18 protein-coding genes are annotated in these 18,095 nt (G+C 69.2%); 12 read left to right on the top strand and 6 right to left on the bottom strand.

Annotation, left to right across the window (positions count from 1 at the left end):
- Positions 1-94 precede the first annotated feature (94 nt).
- Together KEC57_RS05895 and KEC57_RS05890 are read left to right on the top strand one after the other, a co-directional pair.
- Complete coding sequence (locus tag KEC57_RS05895) at positions 95-1,828, top strand: ABC transporter ATP-binding protein (RefSeq protein WP_229383584.1); 1,734 nt, start codon at positions 95-97, stop codon at positions 1,826-1,828.
- Positions 1,825-3,936 (top strand): ABC transporter ATP-binding protein, encoded by a 2,112-nt coding sequence (locus KEC57_RS05890; RefSeq protein ID WP_229383583.1) that lies wholly within the window; start codon positions 1,825-1,827, stop codon positions 3,934-3,936. The genes KEC57_RS05895 and KEC57_RS05890 overlap by 4 nt, the downstream gene beginning before the upstream one ends.
- 47 nt (positions 3,937-3,983) lie before the next feature.
- On the opposite strand, the gene KEC57_RS05885 is transcribed toward KEC57_RS05890, so the two are convergent.
- Positions 3,984-4,466 (bottom strand): RrF2 family transcriptional regulator, encoded by a 483-nt coding sequence (locus tag KEC57_RS05885; RefSeq protein ID WP_229383582.1) that lies wholly within the window; start codon positions 4,464-4,466, stop codon positions 3,984-3,986.
- Between the two features lie 80 nt (positions 4,467-4,546).
- On the opposite strand from KEC57_RS05885, the gene KEC57_RS05880 reads away from it, so the two are divergent.
- The 4 genes from KEC57_RS05880 (at position 4,547) to KEC57_RS05865 (ending at position 7,330) form a co-directional block, all read left to right on the top strand.
- Entirely contained in the window at positions 4,547-5,290 is a 744-nt protein-coding gene (locus tag KEC57_RS05880; protein WP_229383581.1) for an SDR family oxidoreductase, read from the top strand.
- Positions 5,291-5,373: 83 nt separating this feature from the next.
- Positions 5,374-6,387, top strand: a complete 1,014-nt coding sequence (locus KEC57_RS05875) for an aldo/keto reductase family protein (RefSeq protein ID WP_229383580.1) — start codon at positions 5,374-5,376, stop codon at positions 6,385-6,387.
- A gap of 17 nt (positions 6,388-6,404) precedes the next feature.
- Entirely contained in the window at positions 6,405-6,884 is a 480-nt protein-coding gene (locus KEC57_RS05870; RefSeq protein WP_229383579.1) for an NUDIX hydrolase, read from the top strand.
- 74 nt (positions 6,885-6,958) lie between these two features.
- Positions 6,959-7,330: a VOC family protein gene (locus KEC57_RS05865; RefSeq protein ID WP_229383578.1), complete on the top strand. Its 372-nt coding sequence runs from the start codon at positions 6,959-6,961 to the stop codon at positions 7,328-7,330.
- A gap of 40 nt (positions 7,331-7,370) precedes the next feature.
- Here the strand turns inward: KEC57_RS05865 and KEC57_RS05860 are convergent, their stop codons facing one another.
- The gene (locus KEC57_RS05860; protein WP_229383577.1) at positions 7,371-7,781 is read right to left on the bottom strand and encodes a hypothetical protein; all 411 of its coding nucleotides are present in this window, start codon (positions 7,779-7,781) and stop codon (positions 7,371-7,373) included.
- Positions 7,782-7,800: 19 nt separating this feature from the next.
- Here KEC57_RS05860 and KEC57_RS05855 point away from each other — a divergent pair, with 19 nt between their 5' ends.
- Positions 7,801-9,282: an aminotransferase-like domain-containing protein gene (locus KEC57_RS05855; RefSeq protein WP_229383576.1), complete on the top strand. Its 1,482-nt coding sequence runs from the start codon at positions 7,801-7,803 to the stop codon at positions 9,280-9,282.
- Positions 9,283-9,286: 4 nt separating this feature from the next.
- On the opposite strand, the gene KEC57_RS05850 is transcribed toward KEC57_RS05855, so the two are convergent.
- From KEC57_RS05850 to KEC57_RS05835, 4 genes are read right to left on the bottom strand one after another with little or no spacing between them, the layout of a single operon-like run.
- Positions 9,287-9,817: a ribonuclease H family protein gene (locus KEC57_RS05850; RefSeq protein WP_229383575.1), complete on the bottom strand. Its 531-nt coding sequence runs from the start codon at positions 9,815-9,817 to the stop codon at positions 9,287-9,289.
- 10 nt (positions 9,818-9,827) lie between these two features.
- Positions 9,828-10,289, bottom strand: a complete 462-nt coding sequence (locus tag KEC57_RS05845; RefSeq protein WP_229383574.1) for a GbsR/MarR family transcriptional regulator — start codon at positions 10,287-10,289, stop codon at positions 9,828-9,830.
- A 42-nt stretch (positions 10,290-10,331) separates the two neighbouring features.
- On the bottom strand, positions 10,332-11,951 hold the full coding sequence (locus KEC57_RS05840) for an ABC transporter permease (protein WP_229383573.1): 1,620 nt from the start codon (positions 11,949-11,951) through the stop codon (positions 10,332-10,334).
- Positions 11,948-12,871, bottom strand: a complete 924-nt coding sequence (locus KEC57_RS05835) for an ABC transporter ATP-binding protein (protein WP_229383572.1) — start codon at positions 12,869-12,871, stop codon at positions 11,948-11,950. The genes KEC57_RS05840 and KEC57_RS05835 overlap by 4 nt, the downstream gene beginning before the upstream one ends.
- Positions 12,872-13,053: 182 nt before the next feature.
- On the opposite strand from KEC57_RS05835, the gene KEC57_RS05830 reads away from it, so the two are divergent.
- From KEC57_RS05830 to KEC57_RS05810, 5 genes are all read left to right on the top strand, one after another.
- Positions 13,054-13,755, top strand: coding sequence for a GntR family transcriptional regulator (locus KEC57_RS05830; protein WP_229383571.1), 702 nt, complete (start codon positions 13,054-13,056; stop codon positions 13,753-13,755).
- Positions 13,756-13,769: 14 nt separating this feature from the next.
- Positions 13,770-15,296 carry an MmgE/PrpD family protein gene (locus KEC57_RS05825; protein ID WP_229383570.1) on the top strand — a complete coding sequence of 509 codons (1,527 nt, stop codon included), beginning with the start codon at positions 13,770-13,772 and terminating at the stop codon, positions 15,294-15,296.
- Positions 15,297-15,397: 101 nt separating this feature from the next.
- A complete protein-coding gene (gene prpB / locus KEC57_RS05820) occupies positions 15,398-16,297 on the top strand; it encodes a methylisocitrate lyase (RefSeq protein WP_229383569.1) in 900 nt (299 codons plus the stop codon).
- A 104-nt stretch (positions 16,298-16,401) separates the two neighbouring features.
- Positions 16,402-17,592 carry a bifunctional 2-methylcitrate synthase/citrate synthase gene (locus tag KEC57_RS05815; protein ID WP_229383568.1) on the top strand — a complete coding sequence of 397 codons (1,191 nt, stop codon included), beginning with the start codon at positions 16,402-16,404 and terminating at the stop codon, positions 17,590-17,592.
- A complete protein-coding gene (locus KEC57_RS05810) occupies positions 17,589-18,044 on the top strand; it encodes a hotdog fold thioesterase (RefSeq protein ID WP_229383567.1) in 456 nt (151 codons plus the stop codon). The genes KEC57_RS05815 and KEC57_RS05810 overlap by 4 nt, the downstream gene beginning before the upstream one ends.
- The last annotated feature ends 51 nt before the right edge of the window (positions 18,045-18,095 follow it).

The following is an 18,095-nucleotide window of genomic DNA, read 5'->3' as shown; positions in this document are numbered from 1 at the left end:
GAACGGGCCGTCGCGATGTCGGTGGCACGTGGGAGGGTGTCTGCATCACCTCGCGGGCGCCATCCGTTGCGCCCGGCAGACTCTGGAGACATCCGTGCTGGCAAAGCTCCTCGTTCGCTATCTGAAGCCGTACGGCTGGCTCCTGCTTGGAGTGCTGGTGTTCCAGTTCGCTTCGGCGCTCGCGTCGCTGTATCTGCCCAGCCTCAACGCCGACATCGTCGACAACGGCGTCTCCAAGGGCGACACCGAGTACATCTGGCGCACCGGGCTCGTCATGCTCACGGTGTCTCTCGGTCAGATCGTCGCGGCGATCATCGCCACGTACTTCGCGGCGAAAGCTGCGATGAAGATGGGCCGCGATCTTCGCGACGGGATCTTCGAGCGGGTCTCGAGCTTCTCCGAGCGTGAGGTGACCGGCTTCGGAGCGGGCTCGCTGATCACCCGCAACACCAACGACGTGCAGCAGGTGCAGATGCTCGCGATGATGGGCGCGACGTTCCTCGTGTCGGCGCCGCTCCTGGCGATCGGCGGAATCATCCTCGCGATCGACCAGGCGGCGAGCCTCGCATGGATCATCCTGGTGGCCGTCCCCGTGCTGCTCGTCGTGGCGGGGCTCCTCATCGCCCGCATGGTCCCGCTCTTCCGCAGCTACCAGGGCAAGCTCGACGGGGTGAACCGCGTCATGCGCGAGCAGCTCACCGGCATCCGGGTCATCCGCGCGTTCGTCCGCGAGCCCATCGAAGAGGAGCGCTTCCGCGAGGCGAACACCGAGATCATGGTCGTCGGCCGCAAGGTCGGTTCGCTCTTCGTGGTGCTGTTCCCCGCCGTCATGCTGATCCTCAACGTCACCGTGATCGGAGTGATCTGGTTCGGCGGCTTCCAGGTCGACTCCGGCGAGATCCAGATCGGCACCCTCTTCGCCTTCATGCAGTACGTGATGATCATCCTGTCGGGTGTCATGATGGCGAGCTTCATGGCGCTGATGATCCCGCGTGCCGCCGTCTCTGCGGAGCGCGTCGGCGAGGTGCTCGGCACCCCATCGACGCTGGTGCGCCCCGACGATGCCACGTCGCGGTTCCCGACGCCGGGGGCCCTCGCGTTCGAGGACGTCGCGTACACGTATCCGGGTGCCGAGCATCCGATCCTGTCCGGCATCACCTTCCGCGCCGATCCCGGCGAGACGGTCGCGATCGTGGGCTCGACCGGCGCGGGCAAGACGACGCTCGTCTCGCTCATCCCACGCCTGTTCGACGTCACCGGCGGCGTGGTGCGCGTCGGCGGGCTCGACGTGCGCGAGGCCGATCTCGACGGGCTGTGGAGCGCGATCGGGCTGGTGCCGCAGCGGCCGTTCCTGTTCTCCGGCACGATCGCGTCGAATCTGCGCTTCGGAAAAGAAGACGCGACGGATGCCGAGATCTGGCGGGCACTCGAGATCGCCCAGGCGAGCGATTTCGTGAGTCAGATGCCGCACGGGCTCGACTCTCCGATCGCACAGGGCGGCACCAACGTCTCGGGCGGTCAGCGTCAGCGGCTCGCGATCGCGCGGGCGATCGTGCACGAGCCGCGCATCCTGGTGTTCGACGACTCCTTCTCCGCGCTCGATCTCACGACCGACGCCAGGCTCAGACAGGCGTTGTGGCGGGAACTGCCCGACGTGACGAAGATCGTGGTCGCCCAGCGCATCTCCACCATCACCGACGCCGACCGCATCGTGGTGCTCGACGACGGCGGCATCGTGGGTCTCGGAACCCACGAGGAGCTTCTCGAGTCCAGCCAGACCTACCGCGAGATCGTGGAATCCCAGCTCGGCGCGGAGGTGGCCCGATGAGCGCCGACGAGAGCCGGCAGACGGCGAAGGACGGGAAGGGCCGGGTGAAGGAACGCGCAGAAGTGGCGTTGTCCGCCGAGGAGAAGCTCGAGATCGAACTCGGCGAGCAGGCGCGCATCGCGGCCGACGACTGGTCGGGCGGTGTCGCTCCCGGCAAGGCATCGCGGTTCGGGCCGTCCTTCCGCCGGCTGCTGGGTCTGCTCAAGCCGAACGCGGTCGCCTTCGTCTTCGTGTCGCTGCTCGGCGCCGCCGGCGTCGTCCTCGCCGTGCTCGCGCCGAAGGTGCTGGGTGAGGCGACCAACATCCTCTTCGAGGGCGTCGTGTCCGGCATGGTTCCCGCCGGCGCGACGAAAGAACAGGTCGTCCAGGGTCTCATCGACGCAGGACAGCCCGATCTCGCCAATGTCGTCAACGCGATGCAGAACTTCGACCCCGGGGCGGGCGTCGACTTCCTGGCGCTGAGCCGCGTGCTCCTCGTCGTGCTGGCGCTGTACTTCGCGTCGTCGCTGCTGCTGTGGGTGCAGGGCTACGTCATCAACGTGATCATGGTCCGCACCATGTGGCGCCTGCGCGAGCAGGTCGAAGCCAAGATCAACCGCATGCCGCTGAGCTACTTCGACCGCGTGCAGCGCGGCGAGCTGATCTCGCGCGTCACCAACGACATCGACAACATCACGCAGATGATGCAGCAGTCGCTGTCGCAGGCGCTCACGAGCGTGCTCACCGTGATCGGCGTGCTCATCATGATGCTCTCGATCTCGTGGCAGCTGACGCTCGTGGTGCTCGTGAGCTTCCCTCTGATGGGCGTTCTGTTCGGTGTGATCGGACCGCGTTCGCAGAAGGCGTTCGGCATCCAGTGGCGCAAGGTCGGCCGCCTGAACGCGCGCGTCGAGGAGTCGTTCTCGGGCCACGCGCTCGTGAAGGTGTTCGGCCGCGAGCAGGCCTCGCGCGAGGCGTTCCGTGTCGAGAACGAGGAGCTCTACCAGGCGTCGTTCAAGGCCCAGTTCCTATCGAACATCATGATGCCCGCGATGATGTTCATCGGAAACCTCACCTACGTCGGCATCGCCGTGTTCGGCGCGCTCATGGTCGCGGGCGGCCAGCTGCGCCTCGGCGACGTGCAGGCGTTCATCCAGTACTCGCAGCAGTTCACCCAGCCGCTGTCGGAGCTCGGCGGCATGGCCGCCGTGGTCCAGTCCGGAACGGCATCCGCCGAGCGCGTGTTCGAACTGCTCGACGAGCCGGAGGAGGAGCCCGACGCGGCCGATGCGCCGGCGCCGATCGACGGAGACGGCACGATCGAGTTCCAGGACGTCGCGTTCTCGTATTCGCCCGACCGTCCTCTCATCCACGATCTGTCCTTCCGGGTCGAGCCCGGCCAGACGGTGGCGATCGTGGGCCCGACGGGTGCGGGTAAGACGACGCTGGTCAACCTGATCATGCGGTTCTACGAGCTCGATGGCGGCCGCATCCTGCTCAACGGTCAGAACATCGCCGATCTGACGCGACACGACATCCGCGCGAAGACCGGCATGGTGCTGCAGGACCCGTGGCTGTTCGCGGGTACGATCCGCGACAACATCCGCTACGGACGCGCCGACGCCACCGACACCGAGATCCTCGAATCCGCTCGCGCCACGTACGTCGACCGGTTCGTGCACTCGCTCCCCGACGGTTACGACACCGTGCTCGACGAGGACGCGTCGAACATCTCGGCGGGCGAGAAGCAGCTCATCACGATCGCCCGCGCGTTCGTCGCACAGCCGTCGGTGCTCATCCTCGACGAGGCCACCAGCTCGGTCGACACCCGCACCGAGCTGCTGCTGCAGAACGCGATGGCGGCGCTGCGCGAAGGGCGCACCTCGTTCGTGATCGCCCACCGGCTGTCCACGATCCGCGATGCCGATCTCATCCTGGTGATGGAGAACGGCGGCATCGTCGAGCAGGGAGCGCACGACGAGCTCATCGCCGCGAAGGGCGCGTACTTCCGGCTCTACAACTCGCAGTTCGAGCAGGCCGCGACCGACCCCGACGACATCATCGGTGCGGGCATCGAAGACCTCGATGAGCTGGACGAGCTGGACGAGGAGAGCGCGCAGGTCCGCTGAGCCGGACGACGCCCGGGCTCGCCGCCCGCGCGTCGCCCGTGGGAGCGTCAGGCGGCCTCGCCGCCGAACCAGGTCCGTATCGTCGCGAGGGCGTCGCGGCCCGCTCCGCGATTGACCTCGCGACCGAGATCGCCGATCGTGATCGCCTTCAGCGCGCCGCGCCAGGCGGACTCGGCGGCCAGCATGGCCTTCGCGACCGGACATGCGGTGCGGCAATCCTCGGGCGGCGTTCCGAGGGGGCCGCGCTGACGGATCTCGGTGCAGACGAACTGCGGTTCGACGCCTTCGATCGCGACGACCACGTCCAGCACGGTGATCTCGTCGGGGTCGCGGGTGAGTACGTAGCCGCCGGCCTTCCCCTGCACCGAGCGGACGAGTCCCGCGCGGGCGAGCGCCTGCATCTGCTTGGCGAGGTAGGTCATCGACACGTCGTGGAGCTTCGCGAGGGTCGCAGCGGGCACCGGCTGATCGACGTCGGTGAGCACGACGCAGCAGTGCACCGCCCACTCGACTCCGCCCGACATCCGCATCCCGAAATCGTACTTGACTCGGATAGGTGTTATCCGGGTAAGGTCAACCCGGACAACAAGTATCCGAGTTAGGTGGAGATATGAAGATCGTGGTACTGGGCGGAACAGGACTCATCGGCGCGCAGGTCGTCTCGCAGCTGCGGGATCGAGGGCACGAGGCGATCGCGGCGTCGCCGTCGACAGGTGTCGACAGCGTGACCGGGGCCGGACTCGACGCAGCCCTCGCGGGTGCAGATGTCGTCGTCGACGTGACGAATGCCCCCGCGTTCGACGAGGCGGCGGTGATCGCCTTCTTCTCGGCCGCGACGGCGAACGTGCTCGCCGCCGAGAAGCGCGCGGGAGTCGGCCATCATGTCGCCCTGTCGATCGTGGGCGTGGACCGCGACCCTGATTCGCCGGGCTACCTCGCGGGAAAGGTCGTGCAGGAGCGCCTCATCCACGAGGGCGGCGTGCCGTTCACGATCGTGCGTGCGACCCAGTTCTTCGAGTTTCTGGCGAGCATCGCCGACGCGAGCACCGTCGCCGGTGAAGTGCGCCTCGCTCCGGCGACCATGCAGCCCGTCGCTGCGGCTGCCGTCGCGCGTGCGGTCGCCGATGCCGCGGTTGCCCCGGCCGCGGGCGTCGTCGAGGTCGCAGGTCCCGAGCGGGCGTCGATTCCGAGTCTCGTCGGGCGGGTGCTCGTTGCGGCGGGCGACTCCCGACCGATCGTCGTCGACGAGAGCATGGGCTACTTCGGACGCGACGTCGACCAGACCAGCCTCGTGCCCGTGGGAGAGGCGATCATCGACTCGGTGACGCTCGAGGAGTGGCTGGTCGCGCGCTGACCCGGTCGTGCGAACCCGCGTCTCGCGGCCTCGGCGCGATGGACGCCGCCCGCGGTGTCCGTCCAGCGGGGTAGCGTTTTCTCATGGTCAACTACCGGTACCTCGGCAACAGCGGTCTCAAGGTCTCTGAGATCACCTACGGCAACTGGGTCACCCACGGCTCCCAGGTCGACGACTCGGCGGCGATCGCCACCGTGCATGCGGCGCTCGACGTCGGCATCTCGACGTTCGACACCGCCGACGTCTATGCCAACACCCTCGCAGAGGCGGTGCTCGGCAAGGCACTCGCCGGTCAGCGCCGCGAGTCGCTCGAGATCTTCACGAAGGTGTACTTCCCGACCGGTCCGGGTGGCGCAAACGACACCGGGCTCAGCCGCAAGCACATCTTCGAGTCGATCAACGGCTCGCTGCAGCGTCTGGGCACCGACTACGTCGACCTCTACCAGGCGCACCGCTTCGACTACGAGACGCCGCTCGAAGAGACCTTCCAGGCGTTCGCCGATGTCGTCCGGCAGGGCAAGGCGCTGTACATCGGCGTCTCGGAATGGACGGCCGAGCAGCTGCGCAGTGGCCACGCGCTCGCCAAGAGCTACGGCATCCAGCTCATCTCGAATCAGCCGCAGTACTCGGCGCTGTGGCGCGTGATCGAGGGCAAGGTCGTTCCGGCCTCTCAGGAACTCGGCATCTCGCAGATCGTCTGGTCGCCGATGGCGCAGGGCGTGCTGAGCGGGAAGTACCTGCCCGGCCAGCCTGTCCCCGACGGTTCGCGCGCGACCGACGAGAAGAGCGGCGCGAACTTCATCAAGGACTTCCTGCGCGACGACGTGCTCGAGGCTGTGCAGCGGCTTCGGCCCATCGCCGAGCAGGCCGGGCTGACGATGCCGCAGCTCGCTATCGCGTGGGTGCTGCAGAACCCGAACGTCGCGTCGGCGCTGGTGGGGGCATCGCGCCCCGAGCAGCTCGCCGACACCGTCAAGGCCTCGGGTGTCGTGCTCGATGCCGACACGATGTCGGCGATCGATGCGGCCCTGGCGGGTGCCGTGTACGACGACGCCGAAGACACCTACACGGTGTCGCCCAAGACGCGCATCGGCTGACGCGTTCAGGAACCGACATGGTGACCACGAGCGCCGGCATCCTGCTCTACCGGCTCGATCCCGAGCCCCGCGTGCTGATCGCGCACATGGGCGGGCCGTATTGGGCGAGCAAGGACGCCGGCGCCTGGTCGATCCCGAAAGGCGAGTTCGTCGAAGCCGACGAGGGGGCGCTCGACGCCGCCCGGCGCGAGTTCCGCGAGGAGCTCGGTCTCGACGCGCCCCAGGTCGCGTACGCCGAGCTCGGCACCTTCGCCTACTCATCGGGAAAGCGAGTGACGGTCTTCGTGGCCGACGGAGCGGGGTTCTCGCTCGAGGGGGCGCAGTTCGGCGAGTTCGAGCTCGAATGGCCGCCGCGATCGGGTCGGACGGCATCCTTTCCCGAGGTCGATCGAGTCGAATGGATGTCGCTGCCCGACGCCCGCGAGAAGCTCGTGAAGGGGCAGCGCCCCGCCGTCGACGCGCTCGAATCGCACCTCGCCGACGCAGGTGCCGGCTGACGGTCCGACCCCTTGTGAGCGTACGGATCGCGGCGGAGACTAGCCGGGTCGGAACCGCACGAGAGGACACCACCATGGCTCACGGCGACATCACGCACATCGACATCCCCGTCACCGACTTCGCGCAGGCGAAGAAGTTCTACTCGACGCTGTTCGGCTGGCAGATCGCGGAGGTTCCCGGGTTCGAGGGGTACCCGATGTGGCAGGCTCCGAACCAGATCTCGGGCGGCGGTCTCGCTCCGCGCAGCGAAGGGTTCAGCCAGCCGCGTTCGTACGTCGAGGTCGACTCGATCGACGACACGGTAGGCGCAGCCACCGCAGCGGGCGCGACGGTGCTGATGGAGAAGGCCGAGATCAGCCCCACCAGCTGGTGGGCGGTGATCTCGGACCCCGACGGCAATGCGATCGGACTCTACGAAGGCTCCACGGACGGATCCGAGGCCTGACGGCCCGACTCGGTCAGGTCGCTGAGCGCGCCGGCGGGCGTCACGCGCGGATGAGTGCCCGAGCCGGGGCGGATGCCGCGTCGCTCGCGCGCCGGTCGAGGTCGCGCGGATCCTGCACACCCGAGGCGACGGCATCCGGCAGAGATCGTCCCGCCACCTGTCCGCCGCCCTGGAGGAGCGAGAGTACCGAGGTGCGACCGAGCGCGGGCTGCGAGCGGACCAGAGACGCCAGCGAGCGGACCAGGCCGACCGGTGACGACATGGTGACCGACCCGTCTGCCGGGCGACGTTCCGGGCGGAGTGCACGATCGAGCGCCGCGACCAGCGGAGTCAGCGCGGGCTCATGGCACCGGGTGTCGTCCTCGGCGATCCACGACAGCAGATCGCGGACGGTCCAATTCGGCTGAAGTGGACCGAGGTTTACCGATTCGGTGGGAACAGTGGGTCGCATTGGACCAGAATGCGGTGCTATGACGACCTTTGAAAGGGCCAATGAGTGGCCGGTGGACCATCATGCGGCTCACAGCGGCCCCGTCTCCCGGGCGGGCACCGTCGACGCCGCACGGCTCGCCACGCGCCTCGGTCGATGGGCCCAGGGTGAGGGGACGCTCGCGGCCCGGCTGGCGCGAGCGATCTCGGCGCTCATCGCCGGTGGCGAGCTGCGCCCCGGAGATCGCCTGCCCGCGGAGCGCACGCTCGCCGGTACGATCGCGGTGTCACGCGGCACCGTCGTCGCCGCCTACGGGCTGCTCGACGACGACGAGCTCGTCGAGCGTCGCCAGGGGAGCGGCACGCGCGTCGCGGGCCACGTGGCGGCGGCTCCGGCACACGATCGAGTCGCCCGCGGCGAGACGCTCTTCTCGGCGCTGCCGTCCGCGATCGATCTGCTGCGCGCGGTGCCGGCGATCCCGGAGCGGGCGAGCGAGATCGTGCGTGCGCACTCTCCCGTGTTCGACCCGGTGGGCATGTCCGAGACCGACCCGGCGGGTCTGCCGGTGCTCCGCAGGCGCATCGCGACGCTGTTCGACGAGGAGGGCACGCCTGCCACGGCCGCGCAGATCCTGGTCACCCACGGCGCCCAGCAGGCGATCAGTCTCGTCATCGACGACATGATCGGCCCCGGTGATCTCGTCCTCACGGAGTCCGTCACCTGGCCGGGCCTCGCGGACTCGGTGCGCCGGCGGGGCGGGCGGCTGCACGGCGTGACGATGGGGCCGGACGGGCTCGACATCGACGAGCTCGAGGCGGCGATCGTGGCACTTCGACCGGTGCTGGTGGCGGTCAACCCGCACCACCACAATCCGACGGGAACGCGCACGCCGCACGCCGCGCGTCAGCGGATCGCGGACCTGTCCGCGGAGTACGGCGTGCCGGTGCTGGAGGACAGGGCGCTGGCGCACGTGTCGTTCGACGGAGTCGTCCCGCCGACCCTCGCAGCGCTGCGTCCAGATGCCCCGATCATCGTGATCGACTCGCTGTCGAAATGGTCGTGGTCGGGTTTGCGGATCGGGTGGCTCCGAGCCGATCCCGTGCAGGTGAGGCGGCTTCGCAGCATCCGTCAGCTCGTCGATCAGTCCACCAGCGTGCCCGCTCAGCTGCTCGCGCTCGACCTCCTCGACGATGCACGTCGCTTGCGGCGCGACGTGAGCGAGACGCACGCGGCCGCGGCGACCCGGATGCTCGCCGAGATGGCCGAGCATCTGCCGGACTGGCGCGTGGTACCGCCGCGCGGCGGCCTGACTGCCTGGGCGGAGCTGCCGATCGGCTCGGCGAGCGCCTTCGCCCGGGTCGCGGCGATGCGGGGCGTCGCCGTCGCCGGCAGCGCGGAGTTCACGGCATCCGTCGCCTACGACGACCACATCCGGATGCCCTACACCGCACCCGAGGCCGTACTGAGCGAAGGGCTTCGGCGTCTCGGCGACGCATGGGCGGAGTATCGCGCGGGCCTGTGAAGCGTCAGCGCCCGTTCTTCGGCGCGACCGACACGTCGATCTTGTCGTGAGTGCCGAGCGACGACCACGCGCTCGCGACGCCCTTCGCGGCGTGCTCGGACCCGCGCACCGCGCGCTCGTCCGCCCAGGCGTTCAGGACGTGACCCGAGTGTCCGCGCACGTGCTCGAGCACGACGTCGGGAAGCCCGGCCGCGCGACGGGCATCACGCGCGACGATGAGCTGTTCGAGGATGTCGACGTTCTTGGTCGGCGCGCCCGTCGAGGTCTTCCAGCCGCGGCGACGGTGGCCGTCCATCCACTTCGTATAGGTGTCGATCGCATACTTCGAATCGGCCTGCACGACGAGGTTCTCGACGTCGGCGTGGTCCTCGATGGCCTTGAGCAGGCCCATCAGCTCACCCACGTTGTTGGTGCCCTGCGGGATCGCCCCCGCGGCCCATTCGCCGTCCTCGCCCACCCACGCCCAGCCTGTCGGTCCGGGGTTTCCTTTGCAGGCTCCGTCGGTGGCCACGATGTAGCGGGGAGAATCAGTCACCCGGGCAAGGCTACCGGGGGTCGGGGCGGGTTGCGGCCTCGCGCTCGGCCCTCCAGTCGGCCGCGAGGCGCGGCATCCGCTCGGCGAGGTAGCGCAGGAAGTCGGCGATCTCGCGTGCCCGCGCGACCGAGATCGGCGCACCGGCGTTCTCCTCGGCGATGCTGTCCATCTGCGCGGCGAGCCCCGCGTACAGCGGGGCGTTCGCCGTGATCATCCCGGCCCAGGCGTCGTCCACGAGGTCGTAGCGGTCGCGCCGGTCGCCAGGACGGGAGACCCGCTGGATCATCCGCATCGACACGAGGTAGCGCACCGCGCCCGACACCGCTGCCGCGGACACTCCCAGCCGCTCCGCGAGGTCGGCCGCCGTGTAGCCCTCGTCGGGCGAACCGACCAGCGCCATCATCACGCGGGCGGGCATGCGCGCCATGCCGGCGGCGGCCAGCATCGCGGCGGCCTGTTCTGCGGGCTTCATGCCCGGATGCTCGTTGGCCATAGGACTCCTCACCCCGTGGAGCTATCCGGCGGGCGCGAGTTCACGCCGCCGCATCAGGCCGAGCGAGAGCGCCGCGCCGGCGCCGGTCGCCAGCACGAGCCACCACAGTCCCGCGATGTCGACGACATCTCCCTCGACCTTGGGGGCGACGGCGACCGGCGAGAGGTGGGTGAGCCAGTCCGGGAACCCGAACAGCGGGCCCAACAGTCCGAGCATCATGCCGACGAGCACGAGCGTCCATCCCAGCGCGATCGTCAGCCGCGGCGCGACGACGAAAATGAGCGCCGTGAGCACCAGGAAGACGGATGCCGCGACCGCCTGCCCGCCGCCGGTCACCAGCACATCCGGCATGAGCTCCCATGTGCCGCCCTGGCCGGCGATGCCGAGGGCGGCACCGCCGATCGCGGCGGCGATCACCAGCACGATGCCGACGAGCGCGATGAGCAGGTAGTCCGCGAGCCAGCGGATGCGCGCGACGGGTGTCGCCAGTACCGGCTCGGCGGTGCCGTGCGCCTCCTCCTGGCGTGCACGGCATACGATCTGCACGGCGCAGCACGCGGCGAGGATGCCCAGCATCGTGAAGAACACGGTGACCGTGGCCTGCTCGATGTCGCCGCCTCCGGCGATCTGGGCGAGGATCTGCTCGACCGACGGGTTGTCGGCGCCGACCTCCTGCACGAGCGAGGCGAGCGTGGTCGCCAGGATGCCGGTGATCAGCCCGCCGACCGCCCATCCCTGCACGGCGCCGCGCGTGATCCGCCACACCAGCCCGGTGGACGAGGAGAGGGATGCCGGCGCCACGGCACGTCCGCTGCGCTCGGCGATGAAGCTCTCGCCGATGTCGCGCACTGAGGCCAGGGCGAGCGCCGTCCATGCGAGCCCCAGCCCGACGCCGAGGCAGACGAGCACGGGCCACCACACGTTCTCGTCGAACGCGCGGGTGTTCTCCGCCCACCCGAACGGCGACAGCCAGGCGAGCCACGAACTCTCCATGTGGGTGAGATCGTCGCTCGGGGTGCCGACGGCGTTGCCGATTCCCGCGAGGACGAAGGTGCCGACCGTCACCCACACCGCCAGCGAGTTGGCACCCCGTGAAGCGCGCATCAGCTGCGCAGCCACGAGCCCGACTCCCAGGAAGACGATCCCGGCGCCTGCCGCCGCAGCGCCCGCCAGGAGCGCTCCCTCGAGGGGGAGGCCGACGCCGGCGAAGGCGAGGGCGACCAATGCCGCGAGCACCGCGTTCGCGATCAGTCCCTCGACGGCGGTCGCACCGACCGGGAGGAGCCTGCCCGCGGGCGTCGCCGCGACGAGTTCGGTGCGGCCTGCCTCCTCGTCCATGCGAGTGTGGCGGACCGCGAGGAATGTGCTCATGAAGGCCGCGAGGATCGCGAGCCACGGGAAGATGAGGAACACCATGAATGCGCCCTCTCCGGCGCCCGAGGGGAGTCCCCGGAACAACAGGATCACCGGATTCGCGAGGGCGGCGGCCAGCAGCGAGGTGCGGTCCTGCGCGGTGGCGTACGACTCGGCCACCCCGACGAACGACAGGTAGGCCAACAGTGCCGTGCCGACCGTCCACAGCACGAGCTGCACCCAGTCGCGACGGAGCCGCTGGCCGAGCAGCGCGACGAAGCGGCTCATCGTCCGCCTGCCTCCATCGCGGCGAGGTCGTCACCGTAGTGGCGGAGGAAGAGCTCCTCGAGCGACGGCGGGTTCACGCGCAGCCCGGCGACGTCGCGCCGGGCGAGCTCGGGCAGCATCGCGGTGACGGCATCGCTGTCGACGGTGAATCGCACGCGCCCCTCCTCGGCGACGATGTCGTGCACGCCCGCGATGCCGCCGGCGGCCGCGGCATCCGTCCCCTCGAAGGAGACTTCGGTGCGCGTGAGGTGACGGAGCTCTGCCAAAGTGCCCGACTCGACGATCCTGCCGGCCCGGATGATCGACACGCGATCGCACAGTTGCTCGACCTCCGAGAGGATGTGGCTCGACAGCAGCACCGTGGCGCCACCGGCGCGCACCCGTGCGATCTCGCGCCGGAACATGACCTCCATGAGAGGGTCAAGGCCGCTGGTGGGCTCATCGAGGATGTACAGGTCGGCGGGTACCGAGAACGCGGCGATCAGCGCAACCTTCTGCCGGTTGCCCTTCGAGTAGGCGCGGCCCTTCTTGCGCGGGTCGAACTGGAAGGCCTCGCACAGCCGTTCGCGCTCGGCCCGGTAGGCGGGGTCCCGGCGCGGTACGCTGCGCAGGCGCGCCATGAGGTCGATCGCCTCGCCGCCCGACAGATTGGGCCAGATGCTGACGTCGCCCGGCACGTACGCGATGCGCCGGTGGAGCGCGACGGCGTCCTGCCACGGGTGTGAGCCGAAGACGGATGCCTCACCGGCAGTGGCTCTCGCGAGTCCCAGCAGCACCCGGATCGTGGTCGACTTGCCGGCGCCGTTCGGGCCGAGGAAGCCGTGGATCTGGCCCTTTTCGACCTCGAGATCGAGCCCATCGAGGGCATGGACGCGGCCGTAGTGCTTCGCGAGCCCGCTCGTGCGGATGACGCTGGTCATGGCGGGGAGCGTACGCCGATTTCACAAACTTGTGAAGATTCCTCACGAAATACTCACGGCCTCCCGACGGCCCCCCGTGTGCGGTACCGGTGTATACCTAAACGTCTGATTGGGACGAGGAGTGGCGGCCCTGGCGCCTTTATGTATACAATGACGGAGTCCTGAACGAGGAGGTGATGCGCGTGCGAGCCAGCGATCGCGCATATGCGACCCTCCTCGACGAGATCCAGTCGGGCGTCCTGCGGCCCGGGGTCGTGCTCGGCGAGGTCGAGCAGGCCGCACGTCTGGGCGTGAGCAGAACCCCTCTGCGCGAAGCGCTCGGGCGCCTCGCCGCGGACGGCCTCGTCGCGCAGCAGTCGCCGCGCGTGACGGTCGTCACCGCGATCGAGCCCGACGACATCCGCGAGATCTTCGAAGTGCGACGCGCCCTCGAAGAATCCGCCGCCCGTCTCGCCGCCGAGCGGGGGGATCCCGCAGCTTTCACCGACCTCGCGCGCGAGTTCACCCGGGTCGATCTCGCCACCGGACGAGACGCGTACTACCTGCTCATCGCGCGGTTCGACGAGATGCTCGATGCCTCCGTCTCCAACGACTACCTCACCGCGGCGCTGCGGACCGTCCGCACCCACCTCGTGCGCGTGCGCCGGCTCGCGCGTGACAACCCTGGCCGACTGGCGGCATCGGTGGCCGAGCACGGCCTGATCGCCTCCGCGATCGGCGCGCGCGACGCCGACCTCGCCGCTCACGCCACGCACGTGCACCTGCACAACGCGCTCACGAACATCCTCGATTCCCTCGACGCTGCGACGAGCTCAGCGATCGGGTCTCCGGCCGCAGCGGCCGGTTCTCCGGTCCCTGAGCCCGTCGAAGGGTCGCGTCTCTGAAAGGCCCCGTCATCATGACCGTCATCCACCACCTCCGCGTTCACCGCAGCGACGAGAATCTCGCGCGCGAAGGGCAGCTGGCCTGGCATATCGCCGAGGTCGCCGCGGACCCCGTCGAGGTCGACCAGGACGTGGTCGACATGATCGTCAACCGCGTGATCGACAATGCCGCGGTCGCCGCGGCATCCCTCACCCGTGCCCCCGTCAGCGCGGCCCGCCAGCAGGCGCTGGACCACGCGGTGTCGGTCGGCGGCGTGGGCGCAACCGTGTTCGGCTGCCCTCTCGAGCGTCGCACCAGCCCCGAGTGGGCGGCGTGGGCCAACGGCGTGGCCGTGCGCGAGCTCGACTACCACGACACCTTCCTCGCGGCGGAGTACTCCCACCCCGGAGACAACATCCCGCCGATCCTCGCGGTCGCCCAGCACGTCGGGTCCGATGGCGCCGCGCTCGTGCGCGGACTCGCCACGGGCTACGAGATCCAGATCGATCTCGTGCGCGCGATCAGCCTGCACAAGCACAAGATCGACCACGTCGCCCACCTCGGCCCGTCGGCCGCGGCCGGCATCGGCACCCTTCTCGGTCTCCCGGTCGAGACGATCTACCAGGCGGTCGGTCAGGCTCTTCACACCACCACCGCCACGCGCCAGTCGCGCAAGGGCGAGATCTCGACGTGGAAGGCGCATGCTCCCGCCTTCGCCGGCAAGATGGCGGTCGAGGCGGTCGACCGCGCGATGCGCGGAGAGACCTCACCGAGCCCGATCTACGAGGGTGAGGACGGCGTCATCGCCTGGCTGCTCGACGGCCCGGATGCCTCGTACGACGTGCCGCTGCCGGATGCCGGCGAGTCGAAGCGCGGCATCCTCGATTCGTACACGAAGGAGCACTCGGCCGAGTATCAGGCGCAGGCCTGGATCGACCTGGCCCGCAAGCTCCACGGGTCGGCGCCTCAGGCGATCGACCCCGCGAACGTCGAGTCGATCGTGCTGCACACGTCGCACCACACCCACTACGTCATCGGGTCCGGGGCGAACGACCCGCAGAAGTACGACCCGACGGCGTCGCGCGAAACGCTGGACCATTCGATCCCGTACATCTTCGCGGTCGCGCTGCAGGACGGCGGCTGGCACCACGTCGCCTCCTACGCGCCGGAGCGCGCCGGCCGCGCCGACACCGTCGAGCTGTGGAGCAAGATCACGACCGCCGAGGACGAGGAGTGGACCCGCCGCTACCACTCGGACGACCCGAACGAGAAGGCCTTCGGGGGCCGCGTCGTCATCACCCTGACCGACGGCACGGTGATCGAGGACGAGATCGCCGTCGCCGACGCCCACCCGCTCGGCGCCCGTCCGTTCGCCCGCGAGGATTACATCCGCAAGTTCCGCATCCTGGCCGAGCCCGTGCTGACCGCCGCCGAGATCGAGCGCTTCCTCGACCTCGCCCAGCGTCTGCCCGAGCTCACGCCCGAAGAGGTGCAGCAGCTGACGATCGTCGCCGATTTCGGAGTCCTCGCCGGCGCCCCGGCACCGAAGGGGCTGTTCTGATGGCTGACTCCGCGGGGCGGGGCGTCGAGAACGCCGATCGTGGGGGCTCGCTCAGGGCGGGTCTCCTGAATCCTCAACGCGAGAGGGCCGAGGACTGACCGATGCTGTACTCCACCGTGCCCGCCCACGAGAAGCGCCGTCTCTTCCGCGAACGCCTCGCGACCGGCGAGCTGCTGCGGTTCCCGGGCGCGTTCAATCCGCTCTCCGCGCGACTCATCGAGCGCAAGGGGTTCGAGGGGGTCTACATCTCGGGCGCCGTGCTCTCCGCCGACCTCGGGCTGCCCGACATCGGACTCACGACGCTCACCGAGGTCGCCGGTCGTGGTCAGCAGATCGCCCGGATGACCGATCTGCCGGCCATCATCGACGCCGACACCGGGTTCGGCGAGCCGATGAACGTGGCGCGTACGATTCAGACGCTCGAAGACGCGGGCCTGGCCGGCACGCACATCGAGGATCAGATCAACCCGAAGCGCTGCGGGCACCTCGACGGCAAGGCCGTCGTCGACGAGAACACCGCGATCAAGCGCATCCGCGCCGCGGCCGACGCTCGCCGCGACCCGAACTTCCTCATCATGGCGCGCACCGACATCCGCGCGGTGGAGGGGATGGATTCCGCGATCGACCGCGCGAAGGCGCTCGTCGATGCGGGGGCGGATGCCGTCTTCCCCGAGGCGATGCGCACGCTCGAGGAGTTCGCCGCGATCCGCGCCGCCGTAGACGTGCCGATCCTCGCGAACATGACCGAGTTCGGAAAGTCGGAGCTGTTCTCGGTCGATCAGCTGCGCGACGTCGGGGTGAACATCGTGATCTGGCCCGTCTCGCTGCTGCGGATCGCGATGGGGGCGGCATCCCGCGCTCTCGACACCCTCGATGAGGAGGGGCACCTGACATCGAAGCTCGGCGAGATGCAGCATCGCGCCGACCTGTACGAGCTCATCGACTACGAGCAGTACAACCACTTCGACCAGGACGTCTTCAACTTCCAGATCTCCCGCTGACCCATGTCCCGAAGTTCTCACCGCAAGCCCCGATCCTCATCGCTGGATCACTCGCACAGCGACGCACTTCGGGACACGCACCACCTCGAAGGAGAGCAGCAGTCATGACAGAACCCGACATCAAGAAGGGCCTCGCCGGCGTCGTCGTCGACTACACGGCGGTGTCGAAGGTCAATCCCGACACGAACTCGCTGCTGTACCGCGGGTATCCGGTGCAGGAACTCGCGGCGACGCAGTCGTTCGAGGCCGTCGCGTACCTGCTGTGGAACGGCGATCTGCCCGATGACGTGCAGCTCGCGCAGCTGCGGGCGACCGAGCGGTCGTACCGGTCGCTGCCCGCCGACGTCCGCGCCGCGATCGATCTCGTGCCGCTGGACGCGCATCCGATGGACGAGGTGCGCACCGCCGTGAGCCTCATCGGCGCGCGCGACCTCGCCGGCACCGGGTCGGTGCTCGATGTGGCCGGGAGCGTGGAGGAGAACCTGGCACGCAGCATCCGGCTGTTCGCCGTGCTCCCCGCCATCGTCGCGTACGGCCAGCGCCGACGTCGTGGGCAGCAGCCGGTGGCCCCGCGCGACGACCTGGACTATGCGGCGAACTTCCTGTGGATGACCTTCGGTGAAGAGTCCGACCCCGTCGTGGTCGACGCGTTCAACCGCTCGATGGTGCTGTACGCCGAGCACTCGTTCAACGCCTCGACGTTCACCGCCCGCGTCGTCACGTCCACCCTCAGCGACCTGTACTCGGCCGTCGTCGCCGCGATCGGCGCGTTGAAGGGCCCGCTGCACGGTGGCGCGAACGAAGCCGTGCTGCACATCTTCGATGAGATCGGAACCGCTGAGAACGTGGGTCCGTGGCTCGACAAGGCCCTCGCCGAGAAGCGGAAGATCATGGGCTTCGGCCATCGGGTCTACAAGCGGGGCGATTCGCGCGTGCCCACGATGAAGGCCGCGCTCGACACGCTGGTCGAGCACTACGACCGCCCGGATGTCGCGGCGCTGTACGACACCCTCGAGTCCGAGTTCGTCGGCCGAAAGGGAATCTACCCGAACCTCGACTACCCGTCGGGGCCCGCGTACAAGCTCATCGGCTTCGACACGCTCACCTTCACGCCCCTGTTCGTCGCGGCGCGCGTGACCGGATGGACCGCGCACATCATGGAGCAGGCGGCGTCGAACGCCCTCATCCGCCCGCTGTCCGAGTACAACGGTCCGCCAGAGCGTCACGTCGACGGCTACGTTCCGGATGCCGCATCCCTGGCGACCGCCGACCGCGCCGAGGAGTCTGCGGGGTGAGCATCTGGCACGGCGACCTCGCCGACATCGACCTCGGCGGGATGGCGCCGGGCACCATGATCGAGAACCTCGGCGTCGAGATCGTCGAGATCCGCGATGACGCTCTCGTCGGACGGATGCCGGTGGACCATCGCACCGTGCAGCCGGCCGGCGTGCTGCACGGCGGGGCATCCATCGCGTTCGCCGAGACGCTCGCGTCGTGGGCGGGCTACCTCGCGGTGGACCGCGAGCGCTTCCACGTGGTGGGGCAGGAGATCAACGCGAACCACATCCGCCCGATCTCGTCGGGCTGGGTCACCGGAATCGTGACCGCCGTCAACATCGGCCGCCGCGCGCACGTGTGGGAGATCCGCATCATCGACGACGCGGGCAAGCTCATCTGCATCTCCCGCTGCACGCTGGCGGTCATCGAGCAGCGCAGCACCTACGCGACGCCCGAGGCCCGCGGCTGACCCGCACCCGGCCCGCGCCATCCATTCGAGTTCTAGGCTTGTGAGCAGGAG

This window comes from Microbacterium allomyrinae, from assembly GCF_020682705.1.
GTDB lineage: Bacteria > Actinomycetota > Actinomycetes > Actinomycetales > Microbacteriaceae > Microbacterium > Microbacterium allomyrinae.
Note: the sequence above shows the minus strand (reverse complement) of the source record. Positions and strands in the feature narration are given on the sequence as shown.

Coding starts and splice junctions, on each gene's coding strand:
- KEC57_RS05890 (WP_229383583.1), top strand. CDS start 1,825: ATGAGCGCCGACGAGAGCCGGCAGACGGCGAAGGACGGGAAGGGCCGG.
- KEC57_RS05885 (WP_229383582.1), bottom strand. CDS start 4,466: ATGCGGATGTCGGGCGGAGTCGAGTGGGCGGTGCACTGCTGCGTCGTG.
- KEC57_RS05880 (WP_229383581.1), top strand. CDS start 4,547: ATGAAGATCGTGGTACTGGGCGGAACAGGACTCATCGGCGCGCAGGTC.
- KEC57_RS05875 (WP_229383580.1), top strand. CDS start 5,374: ATGGTCAACTACCGGTACCTCGGCAACAGCGGTCTCAAGGTCTCTGAG.
- KEC57_RS05870 (WP_229383579.1), top strand. CDS start 6,405: ATGGTGACCACGAGCGCCGGCATCCTGCTCTACCGGCTCGATCCCGAG.
- KEC57_RS05865 (WP_229383578.1), top strand. CDS start 6,959: ATGGCTCACGGCGACATCACGCACATCGACATCCCCGTCACCGACTTC.
- KEC57_RS05860 (WP_229383577.1), bottom strand. CDS start 7,781: ATGCGACCCACTGTTCCCACCGAATCGGTAAACCTCGGTCCACTTCAG.
- KEC57_RS05855 (WP_229383576.1), top strand. CDS start 7,801: ATGACGACCTTTGAAAGGGCCAATGAGTGGCCGGTGGACCATCATGCG.
- KEC57_RS05845 (WP_229383574.1), bottom strand. CDS start 10,289: ATGAAGCCCGCAGAACAGGCCGCCGCGATGCTGGCCGCCGCCGGCATG.
- KEC57_RS05840 (WP_229383573.1), bottom strand. CDS start 11,951: ATGAGCCGCTTCGTCGCGCTGCTCGGCCAGCGGCTCCGTCGCGACTGG.
- KEC57_RS05835 (WP_229383572.1), bottom strand. CDS start 12,871: ATGACCAGCGTCATCCGCACGAGCGGGCTCGCGAAGCACTACGGCCGC.
- KEC57_RS05825 (WP_229383570.1), top strand. CDS start 13,770: ATGACCGTCATCCACCACCTCCGCGTTCACCGCAGCGACGAGAATCTC.
- prpB (WP_229383569.1), top strand. CDS start 15,398: ATGCTGTACTCCACCGTGCCCGCCCACGAGAAGCGCCGTCTCTTCCGC.
- KEC57_RS05815 (WP_229383568.1), top strand. CDS start 16,402: ATGACAGAACCCGACATCAAGAAGGGCCTCGCCGGCGTCGTCGTCGAC.